This window comes from Streptomyces sp. NPDC007991, assembly GCF_042958445.1.
Taxonomy (GTDB): Bacteria; Actinomycetota; Actinomycetes; order Streptomycetales; family Streptomycetaceae; genus Streptomyces.
The window spans coordinates 767,293-781,226 of record NZ_JBIBJD010000002.1 but is presented as its reverse complement, the minus strand read 5'-3'; the positions used below and the strand labels follow the sequence as shown (position 1 = coordinate 781,226).

Here is a 13,934-nt window from a genome sequence, read left to right as displayed (position 1 = left end):
GCGCCCGGTCCGTGGCGTACGTCTAATACGTCAGCCCGTACCCGATCGGGTACAGCACCTGTTCCGGATCATCCGCCCGCTGCACGGGCACGGGGAGTTTCCCGCGGGGCGTCACCCGGCCCGCGATCACCCGTGCGGCGGCCCGCAGTTCGACGTCGGTCCAGGAGTACGCCGCGAGGCATGCCGTGGCGGAGGGCAGCCGGGCCACGTCGTACGGATTGCGGATCGCGACCGCCACGACCGGCTTCCCCGTCGCCGCGAGCTGCTCGACCAGCGTCTGCTGGCCGCTGCCCGCCGTGACGTTGTACGTCGCCGCCACCACCGCGTCCGCGTCCCGCGCCGCCGCGACCGCCCGCGCGATGGTCGCCGCGGACGGGGCCGTGCCGGTCGACAGGGCGGTGGCGGTGAACCCGAGCCCGCTCAGCGCGGCGGCGAGCACCCCGGTCGGCGGCCCGGTCGTCCCCGACGGCGAGGCCGGATCGGCTCCGACCACCAGCACCCTGGGGTACCGGCGCCGGGACAGCGGCAGCAGCCGCCCCTCATTGACGAGCAGGGTGGTCGTCCGCTCGGCGATCCGGTCGGCCGCCGCCAGGTGCGCCCTGGTGCCGACGGCGCGGTCGACGCCCTCCTGACCGACGTACGGCGCGCGGAACAGGCCCAGCTTCGACTTCAGCCGCAGGATCCGCAGCACCGACGCGTCGAGCCGTGCCTCGGTCAGCTCGCCGCCGCGCACGGCATCGAGGACGGCGTGCCAGGCGAGGTCCAGGTCCGGTGGGTTGAGGAGCTGGTCCGCGCCCGCCTTCAGCGCGAGCACCGGCACCCGGTCGTCGCCGTACTTGGTCCGCACGCCCTCCATGCCGAGGGAGTCCGTGACCACGACCCCGTCGTAGCCGAGGCGTTCGCGGAGGATGCCGGTGAGGATGGGGCGGGAGAGGGTGGCCGGGTCGCCGGAGTCGTCCAGGGCCGGGACCATCAGATGCGCCGTCATGATCGAGTCGACGCCCGCGGCGATCGCCGCCCGGAACGGCGGTGCGTCCAGCTTCTCCCACAGCTCCCGGCTGTGCGTGATGGCCGGGAAGCCGGTGTGGCTGTCGACGTTGGTGTCGCCGTGCCCGGGGAAGTGCTTGGCGGTCGCCGCCACCCCGGACCCCTGGTACCCGGCGACCTCGGCGGCCACCAGCGCGGCCACCGCCTTCGGGTCGGCACCGAAGGACCGGACGCCGATGACCGGGTTGGCGGGGTTGACGTTCACGTCGGCGACGGGGGAGTAGTCCTGCCGGATGCCCATCGCCCGCAGCTCACGCCCCGCGATCCGCCCGAGGCTGCGGGCATCGGACCGCGACCCGCCCGCGCCGACGGCCATGGCGCCCGGGAAGAGCGTCGCGGGCCTGCCCACCCGGGCGACGATCCCGTGCTCCTGGTCGGTGGAGACGAGCACGGGCAGCCCGCGCGGCAGTTCCAGGGAGGCCCGCTGGATGCCGTCGGAGAGAGCCGCGATCTGGTGCGGCTCGCGGGTGTTGTGCGCCCAGGCGAAGTAGATGATGCCGCCGACCCGGTACTTCGCGACGAGCTCGGCGGCCGTACGGACCCCGATCTCCTTGAGGTTGGCGTCGATGTCGGCCTGGTCGGGGGCGGTGGCGGAGTGGCCGTACACCCGCATCACGAAGAGCTGGCCGACCTTCTCCTCCAGCGTCATGCGCGAGACGAGGGCCGGCAGTCGCCTGTCGTCGGGGGCGTCGGCCGCGTACGAAGGCCCGGCGGCCGCGAGGGCGCCGGCGGCGCCGGCCGTGGCGGCGAGGACCGTGCGTCTGGAGGGTTGTGCGGTGCTTCCCGTGCTTCCCGTGCCGGTGTCCTGCACGTGCGCTCCTTCCGGAGGTGATCCACTGGGATCCGCTGAAGGAAACTTCCAATGGGTCACCAGTAGCCGGGAAGTTTCTGCCAGTCAAGACGCCGCACACCAACCGCGCCGGGGCCGCCACCGGCGCGGTAGGAGGGGGACGCGCCGATGGCGGCATTGCCGCCGGCCGCGGTGCGGCGGAGAGGGTGGTCAGCGATCGCAGCCAGCAGCGAGGGCCGACACCGCACCGTGGTGACTCTCCGGCGGTCTGCGATGGGACGACGCGAGCCCGGTCCGGGTTCCCGGCGCGGGGCGGATTTCCGGAAGTTCGGTACGGGGGTGAACCAGGGGTTCAATGGGGCGGACGAGCCACCGCTTACGGGCATCCACTCCGTAGGCCAGGTAATTCGTTCGACGAACCGGGCTGCCCGAGGAAGACTTCCCCGGTGAACTTCGCGCTGGAAGGACCTCTCCTGGAGGGTGCCCTGGTCCGCCTGGAGCCCTTGGGCCACCGGCACGCCGCCGACCTGGCGAGGGCGGCGGCGGAGGACCGGGAGACCTACGCCTTCACCTGGGTACCGGGTGCCGACGAGGTGGACGCCTACATCGACGCGCAGCTCGCCCGCGCGGCGACGGGGCGGCTCGCCCCCTACGCGCAGATCTCGGCCGCCACCGGACGAGCCGTCGGCGCCACGGCGTACTGGGAGCCACGCTCCTGGCTCTCGGACGACCGGCTCGACGCGGTCGAGGTCGGCTTCACCTGGCTCGCCCGTTCGGCCCAGGGCACGGGCGTGAACGCCGAGGCGAAGCTCCTCCTCTTCCGGCACGCCTTCGAGGAGTGGGGCGTCTCGCGCGTGGACCTGAAGACCGATGCCCGCAACAGCCGTTCCCGCGCGGCCATCGAGAGCGTGGGAGCCCGGTTCGAGGGCGTGCTGCGGAACTGGTCCCGGTCATCGGCTCCCGGTGAGGAAGGACGGCTGCGCGACTCCGCGATCTTCTCGGTGACGGCACCGGAATGGCCGCGGTGCCGTGAGCGGCTGGAGGAACGGGTCAAGGGGTACCTCGCACGGTCGTAGGCCGGTGGGGCCACGAGCGACCTACGACCGTGACGGATCACAGGGTGTGCTCGACGAATCGTGCCGCCGTCTCGGCCAGGACCTCCCGGCCGTCCCTCGCCCACAGCCCGTCGTTGAACAACTCGACCTCGATGGCGCCGGTGTAGCCCGCGGCCTCCACGTACCGCTGCCACTGGCGCATGTCGATCGCGCCGTCGCCGATCTGGCCGCGGCCGGTCAGCACACCCTCCGGCAGCGGAGTCGTCCAGTCGGCGAGCTGGAAGCTGTGGATGCGGCCGCCCGCACCCGCCCGGGCGATCTGCGCGGGAGCCGTGTCGTCCCACCAGATGTGGTACGTGTCGACCGTGACCCCGACCTGGTGCGCCGGGAAGCGTTCCGCCAGGTCCAGGGCCTGGGCCAGCGTCGACACCACGCAGCGGTCGGAGGCGTACATCGGGTGCAGCGGCTCGATGGCCAGGCGGACGTCGTGCCGCTCCGCGTAGGGGCCCAGTTCCGCCAGGGCGTCCGCGATGCGTTCGCGGGCCCCGTACAGGTCCTTCGAGCCCGCCGGGAGTCCGCCCGAGACCAGGACCAGCGTGTCGGTGCCCAGCGTCGCCGCCTCGTCGATCGCCCGGCGGTTGTCGGCCAGGGCCTCGGCGCGCTCCCGCGGGTCGATCGCCGTGAAGAAGCCGCCCCGGCACAACGTCGTCACCGTCAGGCCCGCGTCCCGGACCAGTTTCGCCGTGGCCTGAAGCCCGTACGTCTGCACCGGCTCGCGCCACAGGCCCAGCTTCGTGATGCCCAACTCGCCGCAGCACTCGACCAGTTCCGGCATCGACAGCTGCTTCACCGTCATCTGGTTGATGGAGAAGCGCTCCAGCTCCGCGGCGCTCACTGGTCCACCCCGTACACGCTCAGCAGGTTCTTCATCCGTTCCTCCGCCAGCTTCGGGTCGGGGAACAGGCCCAGACCGTCGGCGAGTTCGTACGCCTTCGCGAGGTGCGGCAGCGAACGGGCCGACTGGAGGCCGCCGACCATCGTGAAGTGGGACTGGTGGCCGGCCAGCCAGGCCAGGAACACCACGCCCGTCTTGTAGAAGCGGGTCGGGGTCTGGAAGAGGTGCCGGGACAGGCCGACCGTGGGGTCCAGCAGGTCGCGGAAGCCCTGCGTGTTCCCCGTGTCGAGCACCCGGACGGCCTGCGCCGCCAGCGGGCCCAGCGGGTCGAAGATGCCCAGCAGGGCGTGGCTGAAGCCCTGTTCGTCGCCGGCGATCAGCTCGGGGTAGTTGAAGTCGTCGCCCGTGTAGCAGCGCACGCCCTGCGGCAGGCGGCGGCGGATGTCGATCTCGCGCTGCGCGTCCAGCAGCGAGACCTTGATGCCGTCGACCTTGTCCGGGTGGGCGGCGATGACGTCCAGGAAGGTGCCGGTGGCGGCGTCCAGGTCCGTGGCGCCCCAGTAGCCCTCCAGCGCCGGGTCGAACATCGGGCCGAGCCAGTGCAGGACGACCGGCTCGGACGCCCGACGGAGCAGGTGGCCGTAGACCTCCAGATAGTCCTCAGGACCCTTGGCGACCGCCGCCAGGGCCCGGGAGGCCATCAGGATCGCCCGCGCGCCCGACTCCTCGACGACCGCGAGCTGCTCCTCGTACGCGGCACGGATCTCCGCCAGGCCGTACGGGTAGCCGACCTCGGTGGCCGAGAGCTGGTCCGTGCCCACGCCGCAGGCGATGAGACCGCCGACCGACTTCGCCTCCGCGGCCGACCGGCGGATCAGCTCCGCCGCGCCGGCCCAGTCCAGGCCCATGCCGCGCTGGGCGGTGTCCATCGCCTCGGCGACGCCCAGCCCGTGCGACCACAGGTGCCGGCGGAAGGCCAGGGTGGCGTCCCAGTCGACGGCGGCGGGCGAGTCGGGCGACACGTCCGCGTACGGGTCGGCGACGACGTGCGCCGCCGAGTAGACCGTGCGGGAGGTGAAGGGCGTACCGGGGCTCACCAGGAGTGGTTCGGTACGCGGCTCGTAGGTCCGCGACGCCCCGCTGCTGTCCGGGAGTCGGATGGTCACGGCTGGATCTCCGGAACGTCGATACGGCGGCCCTCGGCCGAGGACTTCAGGCCCAGCTCGGCGAGCTGGACACCACGGGCGCCGGCCAGCAGATCCCAGTGGTAGGGGGCGTCGGCGTAGACGTGCTTGAGGAACAGTTCCCACTGCGCCTTGAAGCCGTTGTCGAACTCGGTGTTGTCCGGGACCTCCTGCCACTGGTCGCGGAAGACCTCGGTGGCGGGGATGTCCGGGTTCCAGACCGGCTTGGGCGTGGCCGAGCGGTGCTGGACACGGCAGTTGCGCAGGCCGGCCACCGCCGAGCCCTCGGTGCCGTCCACCTGGAACTCGACGAGCTCGTCGCGGTTGACGCGCACGGCCCAGGAGGAGTTGATCTGGGCGATCGCGCCGCCCTCCAGCTCGAAGATGCCGTAGGCGGCGTCGTCGGCGGTGGCGTCGTAGGGCTTGCCGTTCTCGTCCCAGCGCTGCGGGATGTGGGTGGTGGCGATGGCCTGGACGGACTTCACCCGGCCGAACAGCTCGTGCAGGACGTACTCCCAGTGCGGGAACATGTCGACGACGATGCCGCCGCCGTCCTCGGCCCGGTAGTTCCAGGACGGTCGCTGCGCGGCCTGCCAGTCGCCCTCGAAGACCCAGTAGCCGAACTCGCCGCGCACGGACAGGATCCGGCCGAAGAAGCCGCCGTCGATGAGGCGCTTCAGCTTCAGCAGGCCGGGGAGGAAGAGCTTGTCCTGGACGACGCCGTGCTTGATGCCGGCCTCGTTCGCCAGGCGGGCCAGGGCCAGGGCGCCGTCGAGGCCGGTGGCCGTGGGCTTCTCGGTGTAGATGTGCTTGCCGGCCGCGATGGCCTTCTTGAGGGCCTCCTCCCGGGCGGAGGTGACCTGGGAGTCGAAGTAGATGTCCACGCTCTCGTCGGCGAGGACCGCGTCCAGATCGGTCGAGACGTGCTCCAGCCCGTGCTGTTCGGCCAGCGCCTTGAGCGCGTGCTCACGGCGGCCGACCAGGATCGGCTCGGGCCACAGCACGGTGCCGTCGCCGAGGTCGAGGCCGCCCTGCTCGCGGAGGGCGAGGATGGAGCGGACCAGGTGCTGGCGGTAGCCCATGCGCCCGGTCACGCCGTTCATGGCGATACGCACCGTCTTGCGTGTCACGTCGTTCCCTTCGTACGCGGTCGTCGCGCCGCGTACGCCCGACTGGTGAGCGGTACAGCAAGCGCTTTCTATACATAAAGAAGCTAGCCTCTGAACCGCGGTCCGGACAAGACCGTGACCAGGACGAGTTGTTCGAGGGGGCGAACAGCTTCGGGACGGGGGCTTAAGGTCTGCTCGGAACCATGGCCATGGGTTGGTCGGAACCAAGGCCACGGGTCTGTATGTGTACGAGGGCGACTCTGTATGTGTACGGGGGCGACTCTGCATGTGGATGAGGGCGGACGACGAGATGCGCGACCGGAGGACGACGAGATGACGGTGACCCTGGCGGACGTGGCGGCCCGCGCGCAGGTCTCGCCCGCGACGGTGTCGCGCGTGCTGAACGGGAACTACCCCGTGGCCGCGTCCACCCGGGAGCGGGTGCTGAAGGCCGTGGACGAGCTGGACTACGTGCTCAACGGGCCCGCGAGCGCGCTGGCCGCCGCCACCTCCGACCTGGTCGGGATCCTGGTGAACGACATCGCCGACCCGTTCTTCGGGATCATGGCGAGCGCGATCCAGGCCGAGATCGGCGGGCCGGGCGGCCGCGCGGGCGGGGAGCGGCTCGCGGTGGTCTGCAACACGGGGGGCTCTCCCGAGCGGGAGTTGACGTACCTCACGCTGCTGCAACGGCAGCGGGCGGCGGCCGTGGTGCTGACCGGCGGGGCGATCGAGGACGCGGCGCACCAGGCGGCGATGGACGCGAAGGTGCGCAAACTGGCCGACGCCGGGACCCGGGTGGTGCTGTGCGGACGCCCGCCGGCGCCGGAGACCGGGGCGATCGCGCTGACGTTCGACAACCGCGGGGGCGGACAGGAACTCACCGAGCACCTGATCGGGCTCGGGCACCGGCGGCTCGGCTACATCGCGGGCCCGGAGGAACGGACGACGACCCGGCACCGGCTGGAGGGGCACCGGGCCGCGCTCGCCGCGCACGGCATCGAGGAGGACCCTCGGTGGACGGTGCACGGGCGCTACGACCGGCGGTCCGGCTACGAGGCGACGCTGGAACTGCTGCGGCGCGACCCGTCGTTGACGGCGGTCGTCGCCGCGAACGACTCCGTCGCGCTGGGGGCGTGCGCCGCGCTGCGGGACTCCGGGCTGCGGATTCCGGAGGACGTGTCGGTGGCCGGGTTCGACGATCTGCCGTTCAGCATCGACGCGGTGCCCGCGCTGACGACGGTGCGGTTGCCGTTGGCGGAGGCCGGGGCGCGGGCCGGGCGGATCGCGATGGGGCGGGAGGAGGCGCCGCCCGGGGGGATCGCGTCGGTGCGGGGCGAGTTGATGGTGCGGGGTTCCTCCGGGGTGCCGCGGGTTTCCTGACCCCGGCGTTCCCGCCCGGCCTCCCGGGGGTCGCGGCCCCCGGGCCGGGCGGGCGCGGACGCCGGTGGTGTCCCAGGAGTCGAAACCGACCTGGGCCGCGTCGGTGGCCGCCACGATCGTGCGCGCTCACCAGCTCGCGGCCGGGGCCCTCAGGGGCCCGGCCGGCGAAGGGACCGACCACGGCCGGGGCCCTCGGGGGCCCGGTCGGTGAAGGGACCGACCACGCCATCGGCCGGTCCCGCGGTGGGCCGACCGCCAGGATCCCCCTCGCGGCCGGTGCCCGCCGCCAGGCCTACTCCTCCCACCCACCGAACAGGTCCCCGCGACGAGTGCCACGCCGAGGGCGCGACGGCAGGGCGGGTGCGGGAGCCCCGTCAGCGGACGACGTCGAAGACGTTCTTCTGCAGACCGTTGGCATAGACCTCGTGCTCGACGAGCTTCAGCTTCTGGGTGTCCTTGTCCGTGGCGCTGAAGAGCCGCTTGCCCGCGCCGAGCAGGAGCGGGAAGACCAGCAGGTGGTAACGGTCGATCAGGCCGGCGTCCGAAAGGCCCTGGTTCAGGGAGGCACTGCCGTGGACGATGATCGGGCCGCCCTCGGTCTCCTTCAGCGCGGCGACGTCGTCGAGCGAGCGCAGGATCGTCGTCTCGCCCCAGTTCGACACGAGGTCGTCCTCGGTGAGGGTGGTGGAGACGACGTACTTCGGCATCACCTTGTAGTCGGCGAAGTCCTCCATGCCGGGCCACACCGGGCTGAACGCCTCGTAGCTGGTCCGGCCCATCAGCATGGCGGTGGCTTCCTTCTGTTCCCGGCCCTTGATCTCGAATGCCTCGGGGAGGAACTCGATGCCCTTGAAGGTCCACCCGGAGTTCCGGTAACCGGGCTCGCCGCCCGGGGCCTCCACGACGCCGTCGAGCGAGATGAAAGCGGTGCTGATCAGGGTGCGCATCTAAGGTTCCTCGGTGTCTCGTGTCCGGTTCGCTACAGAATCAGCCGGTGCGCTTCCACCGCACGCGCAGCCGCGACGCACCAACCATGATCTCTGACTGCGGATCACCGGGAAACTCATCGGAAGTCACCGTGTCTGGCGCCGGCTGTCCTGGAAGTCTAGGCTCGACCCCATCAGAATCTCTGACTGAGTCAAACATCGGGGGTCGTGGCCATGACCGTCCAGGACATTCGCTCCTTCAACCGCTTCTACACGAACGTCATCGGCGCGCTCGACTACGGCCGTCACCTCTACGCGCCCTACACCCTCACCGAGTCCCGCGTCCTCTACGAACTCGCGCACGCGCCGCGCACGGACGCCGCAGACCTGCGGACCCAGCTGCACCTGGACGCCGGGTACCTGAGCCGCATCCTGAACAAGTTCGAGGAGGACGGGCTGGTCGAGCGCGGGCCGTCCGAGACGGACCCGCGCCGCCGCCGTATCACCCTCACCGGGCGCGGCCGGGAGGCCGCCGCGCTCCTCGACGAGCGGGCGCGGGAGTCGGTCGGGGCGATGCTGGACACCGTGTGCGCCGAGGACCGGCCGCGGCTGGCGGAGGCGCTGCGGACCGTCCGGACGCTCCTGGGCGAGGGCCGGGCGCCACGCCCCGAGGACGTCGTCCTGCGCGATTCCGCCCCCGGCGACCTCGGCTGGATCGTGCAGCGCAACGCCGCCCTGTACGCCGCCGAGTACGGCTTCGACCTCGCGTACGAGGGCCTGGTCGCCCGGATCGTCGCCGAGTACGCCGAGGACCACGACCCGCACCTGGAGCGGACCTGGATCGCCGAGCTGGACGGCCGCCCGGTGGGGTGCGTGATGGTCGTGCGGGACGACGTGCCGGGGGCCGCCCGGCTCCGGCTGCTGCTCGTCGAGCCGGACGCGCGCGGCCTGGGCATCGGGGACCGGCTGGTCGGGGCCGTCGTCGCCTTCGCACGCGAGGCCGGCTACCGCGAGGTCGTCCTGTGGACCAACGACATTCTCGCCGCGGCCCGCCGCATCTACCAGCGCCACGGCTTCGTGCTGGTCGCGGAGAAACCGCACCGCTCCTTCGGCCAGGACCTGGTCGGCCAGGACTGGCGACTGGATCTTCTCGCAACACCCGAGTGACCTAGGCCCTGCCGTCAAATTCCGGCCTGCCCCGCGACGCCATGCGCGCACGCTCGCCGCACCGGGCACAGCCCACGTACAACCAGTACGCGGGCCTGCGCCCGGCACGGCGAGAGCACGCACCCGACGCCGCGGGGTCCGCCCTTCGGGCGGACGACGGGAGTGTGACGGCAGGGTCCAGGGGAGTCGCCGGCCGGGGTGCCGGGTAGGGTCCGTCCACATGAAGCTGGCGTTCTCCACCCTCGGTGTCCCCGGCATGCCGCTGCCCGACGTCCTGCGGCTCGCGACCGCGCACGGCTACCACGGCGTGGAGCTGCGCGCCCACCCCGAGGAACCGGTCCACCCCGGCCTCGGCTCCGCCGAACGGGCCGATGCCGCGGCCGAGTTCAAGGGATCGGGCGTAGAGCTCCTGGGCCTGGCGGGCTACGCCCGGGTCGCCGCGCCGGGCGACGACGAACCCGTCCTGGCCGAGATCCGCTCCCTCCTCGACCTGGCCCGCGACCTCGGCGCCCCGTACATCCGGGTCTTCCCCGGCGGCGACCTGGACGTCCAGACCCCCGAGGAGGCCGACGCGACGGCCGCCCGGCGGCTGGGCACGGCCGCCGAGTACGCGGGCGACCTGGGCGTGCGCATCCTCCTGGAGACCCACGACTCGCACCGCACCGCCGCCGACGCGATGCGCGTCCTCGGGCTGGTCGGTCACCGCCAGGTGGGCGCGCTGTGGGACGTGATGCACACCTGGCTGGGCGGCGAACAGCCCTCGGAGAGCTACGCGGCCCTCTCCCCGCACCTGGGCTACGTCCAGGTCAAGGACATCGCCTCGGCCGAGGACACGACACCGCTGCCGCTCGGCGCGGGCGTCCTGCCGCTCGCCGAGTGCGTGGAGGTCCTCTCCCGGCACGGCTGGGACGGCTGGCTGTGCTGGGAGTACGAGAAGCGCTGGTACGAGTCGGCCGCCGACCTGCCCGGCCTGCTGGGCCCGGGCGGCGAGCACCTGAACCGACTGCTGAACGACTCGGCGTGACGGTCCCGCGCCGGCTCCGCAGAGCACCGGACAGCACGGACGGCGGCCCGGTGCCCTCCCGGTGCGGTCGGATCACGCGGAAGAGGTCGGCGGCGGCTGGACGTCGGTGAGGTCCTCCCCGGAGCGGAGGTTGTCGCACAGCGCCTCCAGCACCGAGCCGGCCAACCGCTCCGTCATCTCGTCGCCGATCATCCGCAGCCTCTTGGCGGTGTCCTGCGCGCCCACTTCGAGTCCTTGCCTTCGCGGCCCTGTCAAGCTGCCGGGACGGCCCGTGCCCCAAAGCTATGCCGACGTGGCAAGCGGCCGACGGCGATGACGGCCGACCGGCTCCCCAGACCACGCGACCTCATCGGGCGCTGGCAGTGCACAAACCCCTTAGCCCTGGGCAGAAGCCGGGCCGTCGCCTCCGTCGAGGCGACTACGCTCGCCCTTCCCGACCCGAGGGCAAGGGAGAGTCATGGAGACGATCACTGGTACAGCGGCCGGAGTTCCGTTCACCGCGCTCCCGCCGGCCGGAGCCGCCGACGGTCTCGCGCCGTTGATCGTGACCTGGCACATGCTGGACGCGCCGCGCACGGACGCGGCGTTCGCGGCCGCCCTGCCCCTGGCCGGGGTGCCTGCCTGGCGGGTCCACCTGGGCATGCCGATGTGCGGCGCACGGATGGTCGACGGCCGTGTCGACGCCGTCCTCCGACGGGCCCGCGAGGACGCGCTGCTGTCCTTCCTGGCCCCGTTCGCCCATCAGGCCGCCGACGAGTTCCCGGCCGCACTCGCCGCGCTGCGCGAGCAACTCCCCGTCGACGACGGGCCGGTCGGCCTCCTCGGCGCCTCGCTCGGCGCAGCCGTGGCGTTGCGGGTGCTCACCACGCGGCGGATCGCGGTCCGGGCGGTCGCCCTGGTCAACCCGGCCGTGCGGATACGCTCCGCCGTCGAGCGCGTCCAGGACCTCACCGGACAGGCGTACCGGTGGACCGAGGAGTCCCACGAGGCCGCCGACGAACTGGACTTCGTCGCCCGCGCCGGAGACCTCACGGCCCACCCGCCGCTGCTGCTCGTCAGCGGGGAGCGCGACCACCCGGAATTCCGCACGGACGCCGCCGCCCTGGTCGACGCACTGCGCGAGCGGTACGCGCGCCCGGACGAGGTCGAGCTGATCACCGTGCCGGACCTGGCACACCCGTTGGCCGACGAACCCGGTCTGGAACCGGCTCCGCAGCTGCCGGCCGCCAGGGCCGTCGACGACGTCCTGACGCGGTGGTTCGGCCGGCGGCTCGGCCGCTGACGACGAGCCGTCCCGAAGGGCAGCGGCCACGAAAGGGATTGCGGCCCCGCCGACCACCTCGCTAGCGTCGCCGCCCATGCCCCCGACCCTGCGAACGCCCCGTCTCCTCCTCGACGCCTACACCCCGGACGACGAAGAGGACTTCGTCGCCCTGTTCCAGGACACCAGGGTCTCCCGGTGGATGGGCGACGGGCCCGCTGCCGAGGCGGACGACCGGGCCCTGTTCGGGCGGATCTTCAGCAAGGTCTACGCCCAGGACCTGTTCGACGTGTGGGCGGTCCGGCGCGGCGGGCGACTGGTCGGGCACGCGGAGGTCAAGCGGACGGACGCGGTCGGCGGGCACGAGATCGTCTACGCCCTCGCCCCGGAGGCCTGGGGGAGCGGCCTCGGGACGGAGCTGGCTCAGGCGCTCGTGGCGTACGGCTTCGACACGCTCGGGCTGACCGAGGTGCACGCCACCGTCGCCGCGGAGAACGAGGCCTCGCTGCGCCTGCTCGGCCGGATCGGGTTCGCGCACGTCAGGGACGTCCAGGAGGACGACGGCGGCCTCACCCGCGTGCTGACGCGGCGAGCGCCGTGAGCTTCTCGGGAATCCGGCAAGAATTTCCTGCTCCGCCGCGCAACCCTTCCCGCCCCCAGGGGGTCGTACTTCGTGTCAGGACTTCTGGAGGGGGATCCGGGGGGATCGCGGGGGTTCCTGACGGGAGGGGAAAAGCCGAGGGGGCCCGGTCGACGGACCGGGCCCCCTCGAAACCGTTCCGAGCCTCGTCCTGGCTCTCAGAAGAAGACACCGCACCTCAGCAGCACGTTCGCGTACGGCCGTGCCTCGCCCGTGCGGACGATCAGCCGGGCCCCGGCCGACAGCTCCTTGAGCCGCTCGTGCGGGACGAGGTCCAGCGCCGGGAAGTACCCGTCCAGCAGCGTCGACGCCGCCGGATTCGCCCGCCGTACCTCCTCCGCCGCCGTCGCCCCCTCGACCACGAGCTCGGCCAGCAGTCCGTCCAGCACCTCGGCGAACGCCGGCACCCCGGCCCGGAAGGCGAGGTCCACCACCCGCGGGCCGTCCGGAATGGGCATGCCCGCGTCGCACACCAGCACCCCGTCCCCGTGGCCCAGCTCGGCCAGCGCGCCGGCGAGATGACGGTTCAGTATTCCGTTCCGCTTCACAGTGCGGCGACCTCCGTCGCCGTCGGGAAGGACGCCTGCGCGCCCTCCCTCGTCACGGCCACCGCCCCGACCCGCGCCGCGTACGCGGCCGCCTCCGCGAGGGACTCACCCGTCCCCAGCCGGAAGGCCAGCGCGGCGGTGAACGCGTCACCCGCGCCGGTCGTGTCCACCACGTCCACCTTCACGGACGGCACCCGCGAGACGCCCTGTGCCGAGGCGACCAGCGCGCCCTCGGCGCCCAGCGTCACCACCACCGACCGCGGGCCCTTCGCGAGTAGGATCCGCGCCCAGTCCTCCGGGCTGTCGCCGACGGCGGCCGAGCCGAGGATCACCTTCGCCTCGTGCTCGTTGACGATCAGCGGATCGCACGCCGCCAGCACCTCCTGCGGAAGGGGCCGCGGCGGCGAGGGGTTCAGCACGAAACGGCTCTCCGGCGCCAGGTTCCGCACGACCTCCACCACCGTCTCCAGCGGGATCTCCAGCTGCGCCGAGACCACCCGGGAGGCGTGGAAGAGGCTCCCGGCGGCGCTGACGTCCTCCGGGGCCAGCCGGCCGTTCGCGCCCGGCGAGACCACGATGCTGTTGTCCCCGGAGGGGTCGACCGTGATCAGCGCGATGCCGGTCGGCGCGCCGCCCACCAGGACACCCACCGTGTCCACGCCGGCCGAGCGCTGCGAGTCGAGCAGCAGCCTGCCGTACGCGTCGTCGCCGACCCGGGCCAGCAGAGCCGTACGGGCTCCGAGCCGGGCGGCCGCGACCGCCTGGTTCGCGCCCTTGCCGCCCGGGTGGACGGCCAGGTCGGAGCCGAGCACGGTCTCGCCGGCACCGGGCCGGCGCTCGACACCGATCACCAGGTCGGCGTTGGCCGACCCCACGACCAGGAGGTCGTAGTCGTACATGCGTTG

Annotated in this window: 14 protein-coding genes; 6 read left to right on the top strand and 8 right to left on the bottom strand. The window is 72.6% G+C overall.

The window, feature by feature from the left end; translation table 11 throughout:
- Positions 1–22: 22 nt before the first annotated feature.
- Complete coding sequence (locus ACFZDA_RS07600; RefSeq protein WP_391076362.1) at positions 23–1,858, bottom strand: glycoside hydrolase family 3 N-terminal domain-containing protein; 1,836 nt, start codon at positions 1,856–1,858, stop codon at positions 23–25.
- 425 nt (positions 1,859–2,283) lie between these two features.
- Between ACFZDA_RS07600 and ACFZDA_RS07595 the strand changes: the two genes are divergently transcribed.
- Positions 2,284–2,913 carry a GNAT family N-acetyltransferase gene (locus ACFZDA_RS07595; protein WP_391076358.1) on the top strand — a complete coding sequence of 210 codons (630 nt, stop codon included), beginning with the start codon at positions 2,284–2,286 and terminating at the stop codon, positions 2,911–2,913.
- Positions 2,914–2,950: 37 nt separating this feature from the next.
- Here ACFZDA_RS07595 and ACFZDA_RS07590 read toward each other — a convergent pair whose 3' ends face one another.
- From ACFZDA_RS07590 to ACFZDA_RS07580, 3 genes are read right to left on the bottom strand one after another with little or no spacing between them, the layout of a single operon-like run.
- Positions 2,951–3,787, bottom strand: coding sequence for a TIM barrel protein (locus tag ACFZDA_RS07590; protein ID WP_391076355.1), 837 nt, complete (start codon positions 3,785–3,787; stop codon positions 2,951–2,953).
- A complete protein-coding gene (locus ACFZDA_RS07585; protein WP_391076352.1) occupies positions 3,784–4,953 on the bottom strand; it encodes a DUF993 family protein in 1,170 nt (389 codons plus the stop codon). The genes ACFZDA_RS07590 and ACFZDA_RS07585 overlap by 4 nt, the downstream gene beginning before the upstream one ends.
- On the bottom strand, positions 4,950–6,101 hold the full coding sequence (locus ACFZDA_RS07580) for a Gfo/Idh/MocA family oxidoreductase (RefSeq protein WP_391076350.1): 1,152 nt from the start codon (positions 6,099–6,101) through the stop codon (positions 4,950–4,952). The genes ACFZDA_RS07585 and ACFZDA_RS07580 overlap by 4 nt, the downstream gene beginning before the upstream one ends.
- Before the next feature lie 312 nt (positions 6,102–6,413).
- Between ACFZDA_RS07580 and ACFZDA_RS07575 the strand changes: the two genes are divergently transcribed.
- Positions 6,414–7,463, top strand: a complete 1,050-nt coding sequence (locus ACFZDA_RS07575; protein WP_307175313.1) for a LacI family DNA-binding transcriptional regulator — start codon at positions 6,414–6,416, stop codon at positions 7,461–7,463.
- 374 nt (positions 7,464–7,837) lie between these two features.
- On the opposite strand, the gene ACFZDA_RS07570 is transcribed toward ACFZDA_RS07575, so the two are convergent.
- Positions 7,838–8,410: a dihydrofolate reductase family protein gene (locus tag ACFZDA_RS07570; RefSeq protein WP_391076346.1), complete on the bottom strand. Its 573-nt coding sequence runs from the start codon at positions 8,408–8,410 to the stop codon at positions 7,838–7,840.
- Between the two features lie 213 nt (positions 8,411–8,623).
- Between ACFZDA_RS07570 and ACFZDA_RS07565 the strand changes: the two genes are divergently transcribed.
- On the top strand, positions 8,624–9,556 hold the full coding sequence (locus ACFZDA_RS07565) for a GNAT family N-acetyltransferase (RefSeq protein WP_391076343.1): 933 nt from the start codon (positions 8,624–8,626) through the stop codon (positions 9,554–9,556).
- A 220-nt stretch (positions 9,557–9,776) separates the two neighbouring features.
- Positions 9,777–10,580, top strand: coding sequence for a TIM barrel protein (locus ACFZDA_RS07560; protein ID WP_391076340.1), 804 nt, complete (start codon positions 9,777–9,779; stop codon positions 10,578–10,580).
- A 72-nt stretch (positions 10,581–10,652) separates the two neighbouring features.
- On the opposite strand, the gene ACFZDA_RS07555 is transcribed toward ACFZDA_RS07560, so the two are convergent.
- On the bottom strand, positions 10,653–10,805 hold the full coding sequence (locus ACFZDA_RS07555; protein ID WP_391076834.1) for a hypothetical protein: 153 nt from the start codon (positions 10,803–10,805) through the stop codon (positions 10,653–10,655).
- A gap of 232 nt (positions 10,806–11,037) precedes the next feature.
- Between ACFZDA_RS07555 and ACFZDA_RS07550 the strand changes: the two genes are divergently transcribed.
- Both ACFZDA_RS07550 and ACFZDA_RS07545 read left to right on the top strand, forming a co-directional pair.
- Positions 11,038–11,862: a prolyl oligopeptidase family serine peptidase gene (locus ACFZDA_RS07550; protein WP_391076337.1), complete on the top strand. Its 825-nt coding sequence runs from the start codon at positions 11,038–11,040 to the stop codon at positions 11,860–11,862.
- 76 nt (positions 11,863–11,938) lie between these two features.
- The gene (locus ACFZDA_RS07545) at positions 11,939–12,442 is read left to right on the top strand and encodes a GNAT family N-acetyltransferase (protein WP_391076334.1); all 504 of its coding nucleotides are present in this window, start codon (positions 11,939–11,941) and stop codon (positions 12,440–12,442) included.
- Between the two features lie 197 nt (positions 12,443–12,639).
- On the opposite strand, the gene rbsD is transcribed toward ACFZDA_RS07545, so the two are convergent.
- Complete coding sequence (gene rbsD, locus ACFZDA_RS07540) at positions 12,640–13,029, bottom strand: D-ribose pyranase (protein ID WP_391076331.1); 390 nt, start codon at positions 13,027–13,029, stop codon at positions 12,640–12,642.
- Positions 13,026–13,928, bottom strand: coding sequence for a PfkB family carbohydrate kinase (locus ACFZDA_RS07535; RefSeq protein WP_391076328.1), 903 nt, complete (start codon positions 13,926–13,928; stop codon positions 13,026–13,028). Before ACFZDA_RS07535 ends, rbsD begins: the two co-directional genes overlap by 4 nt.
- Between the last annotated feature and the right edge of the window lie 6 nt (positions 13,929–13,934).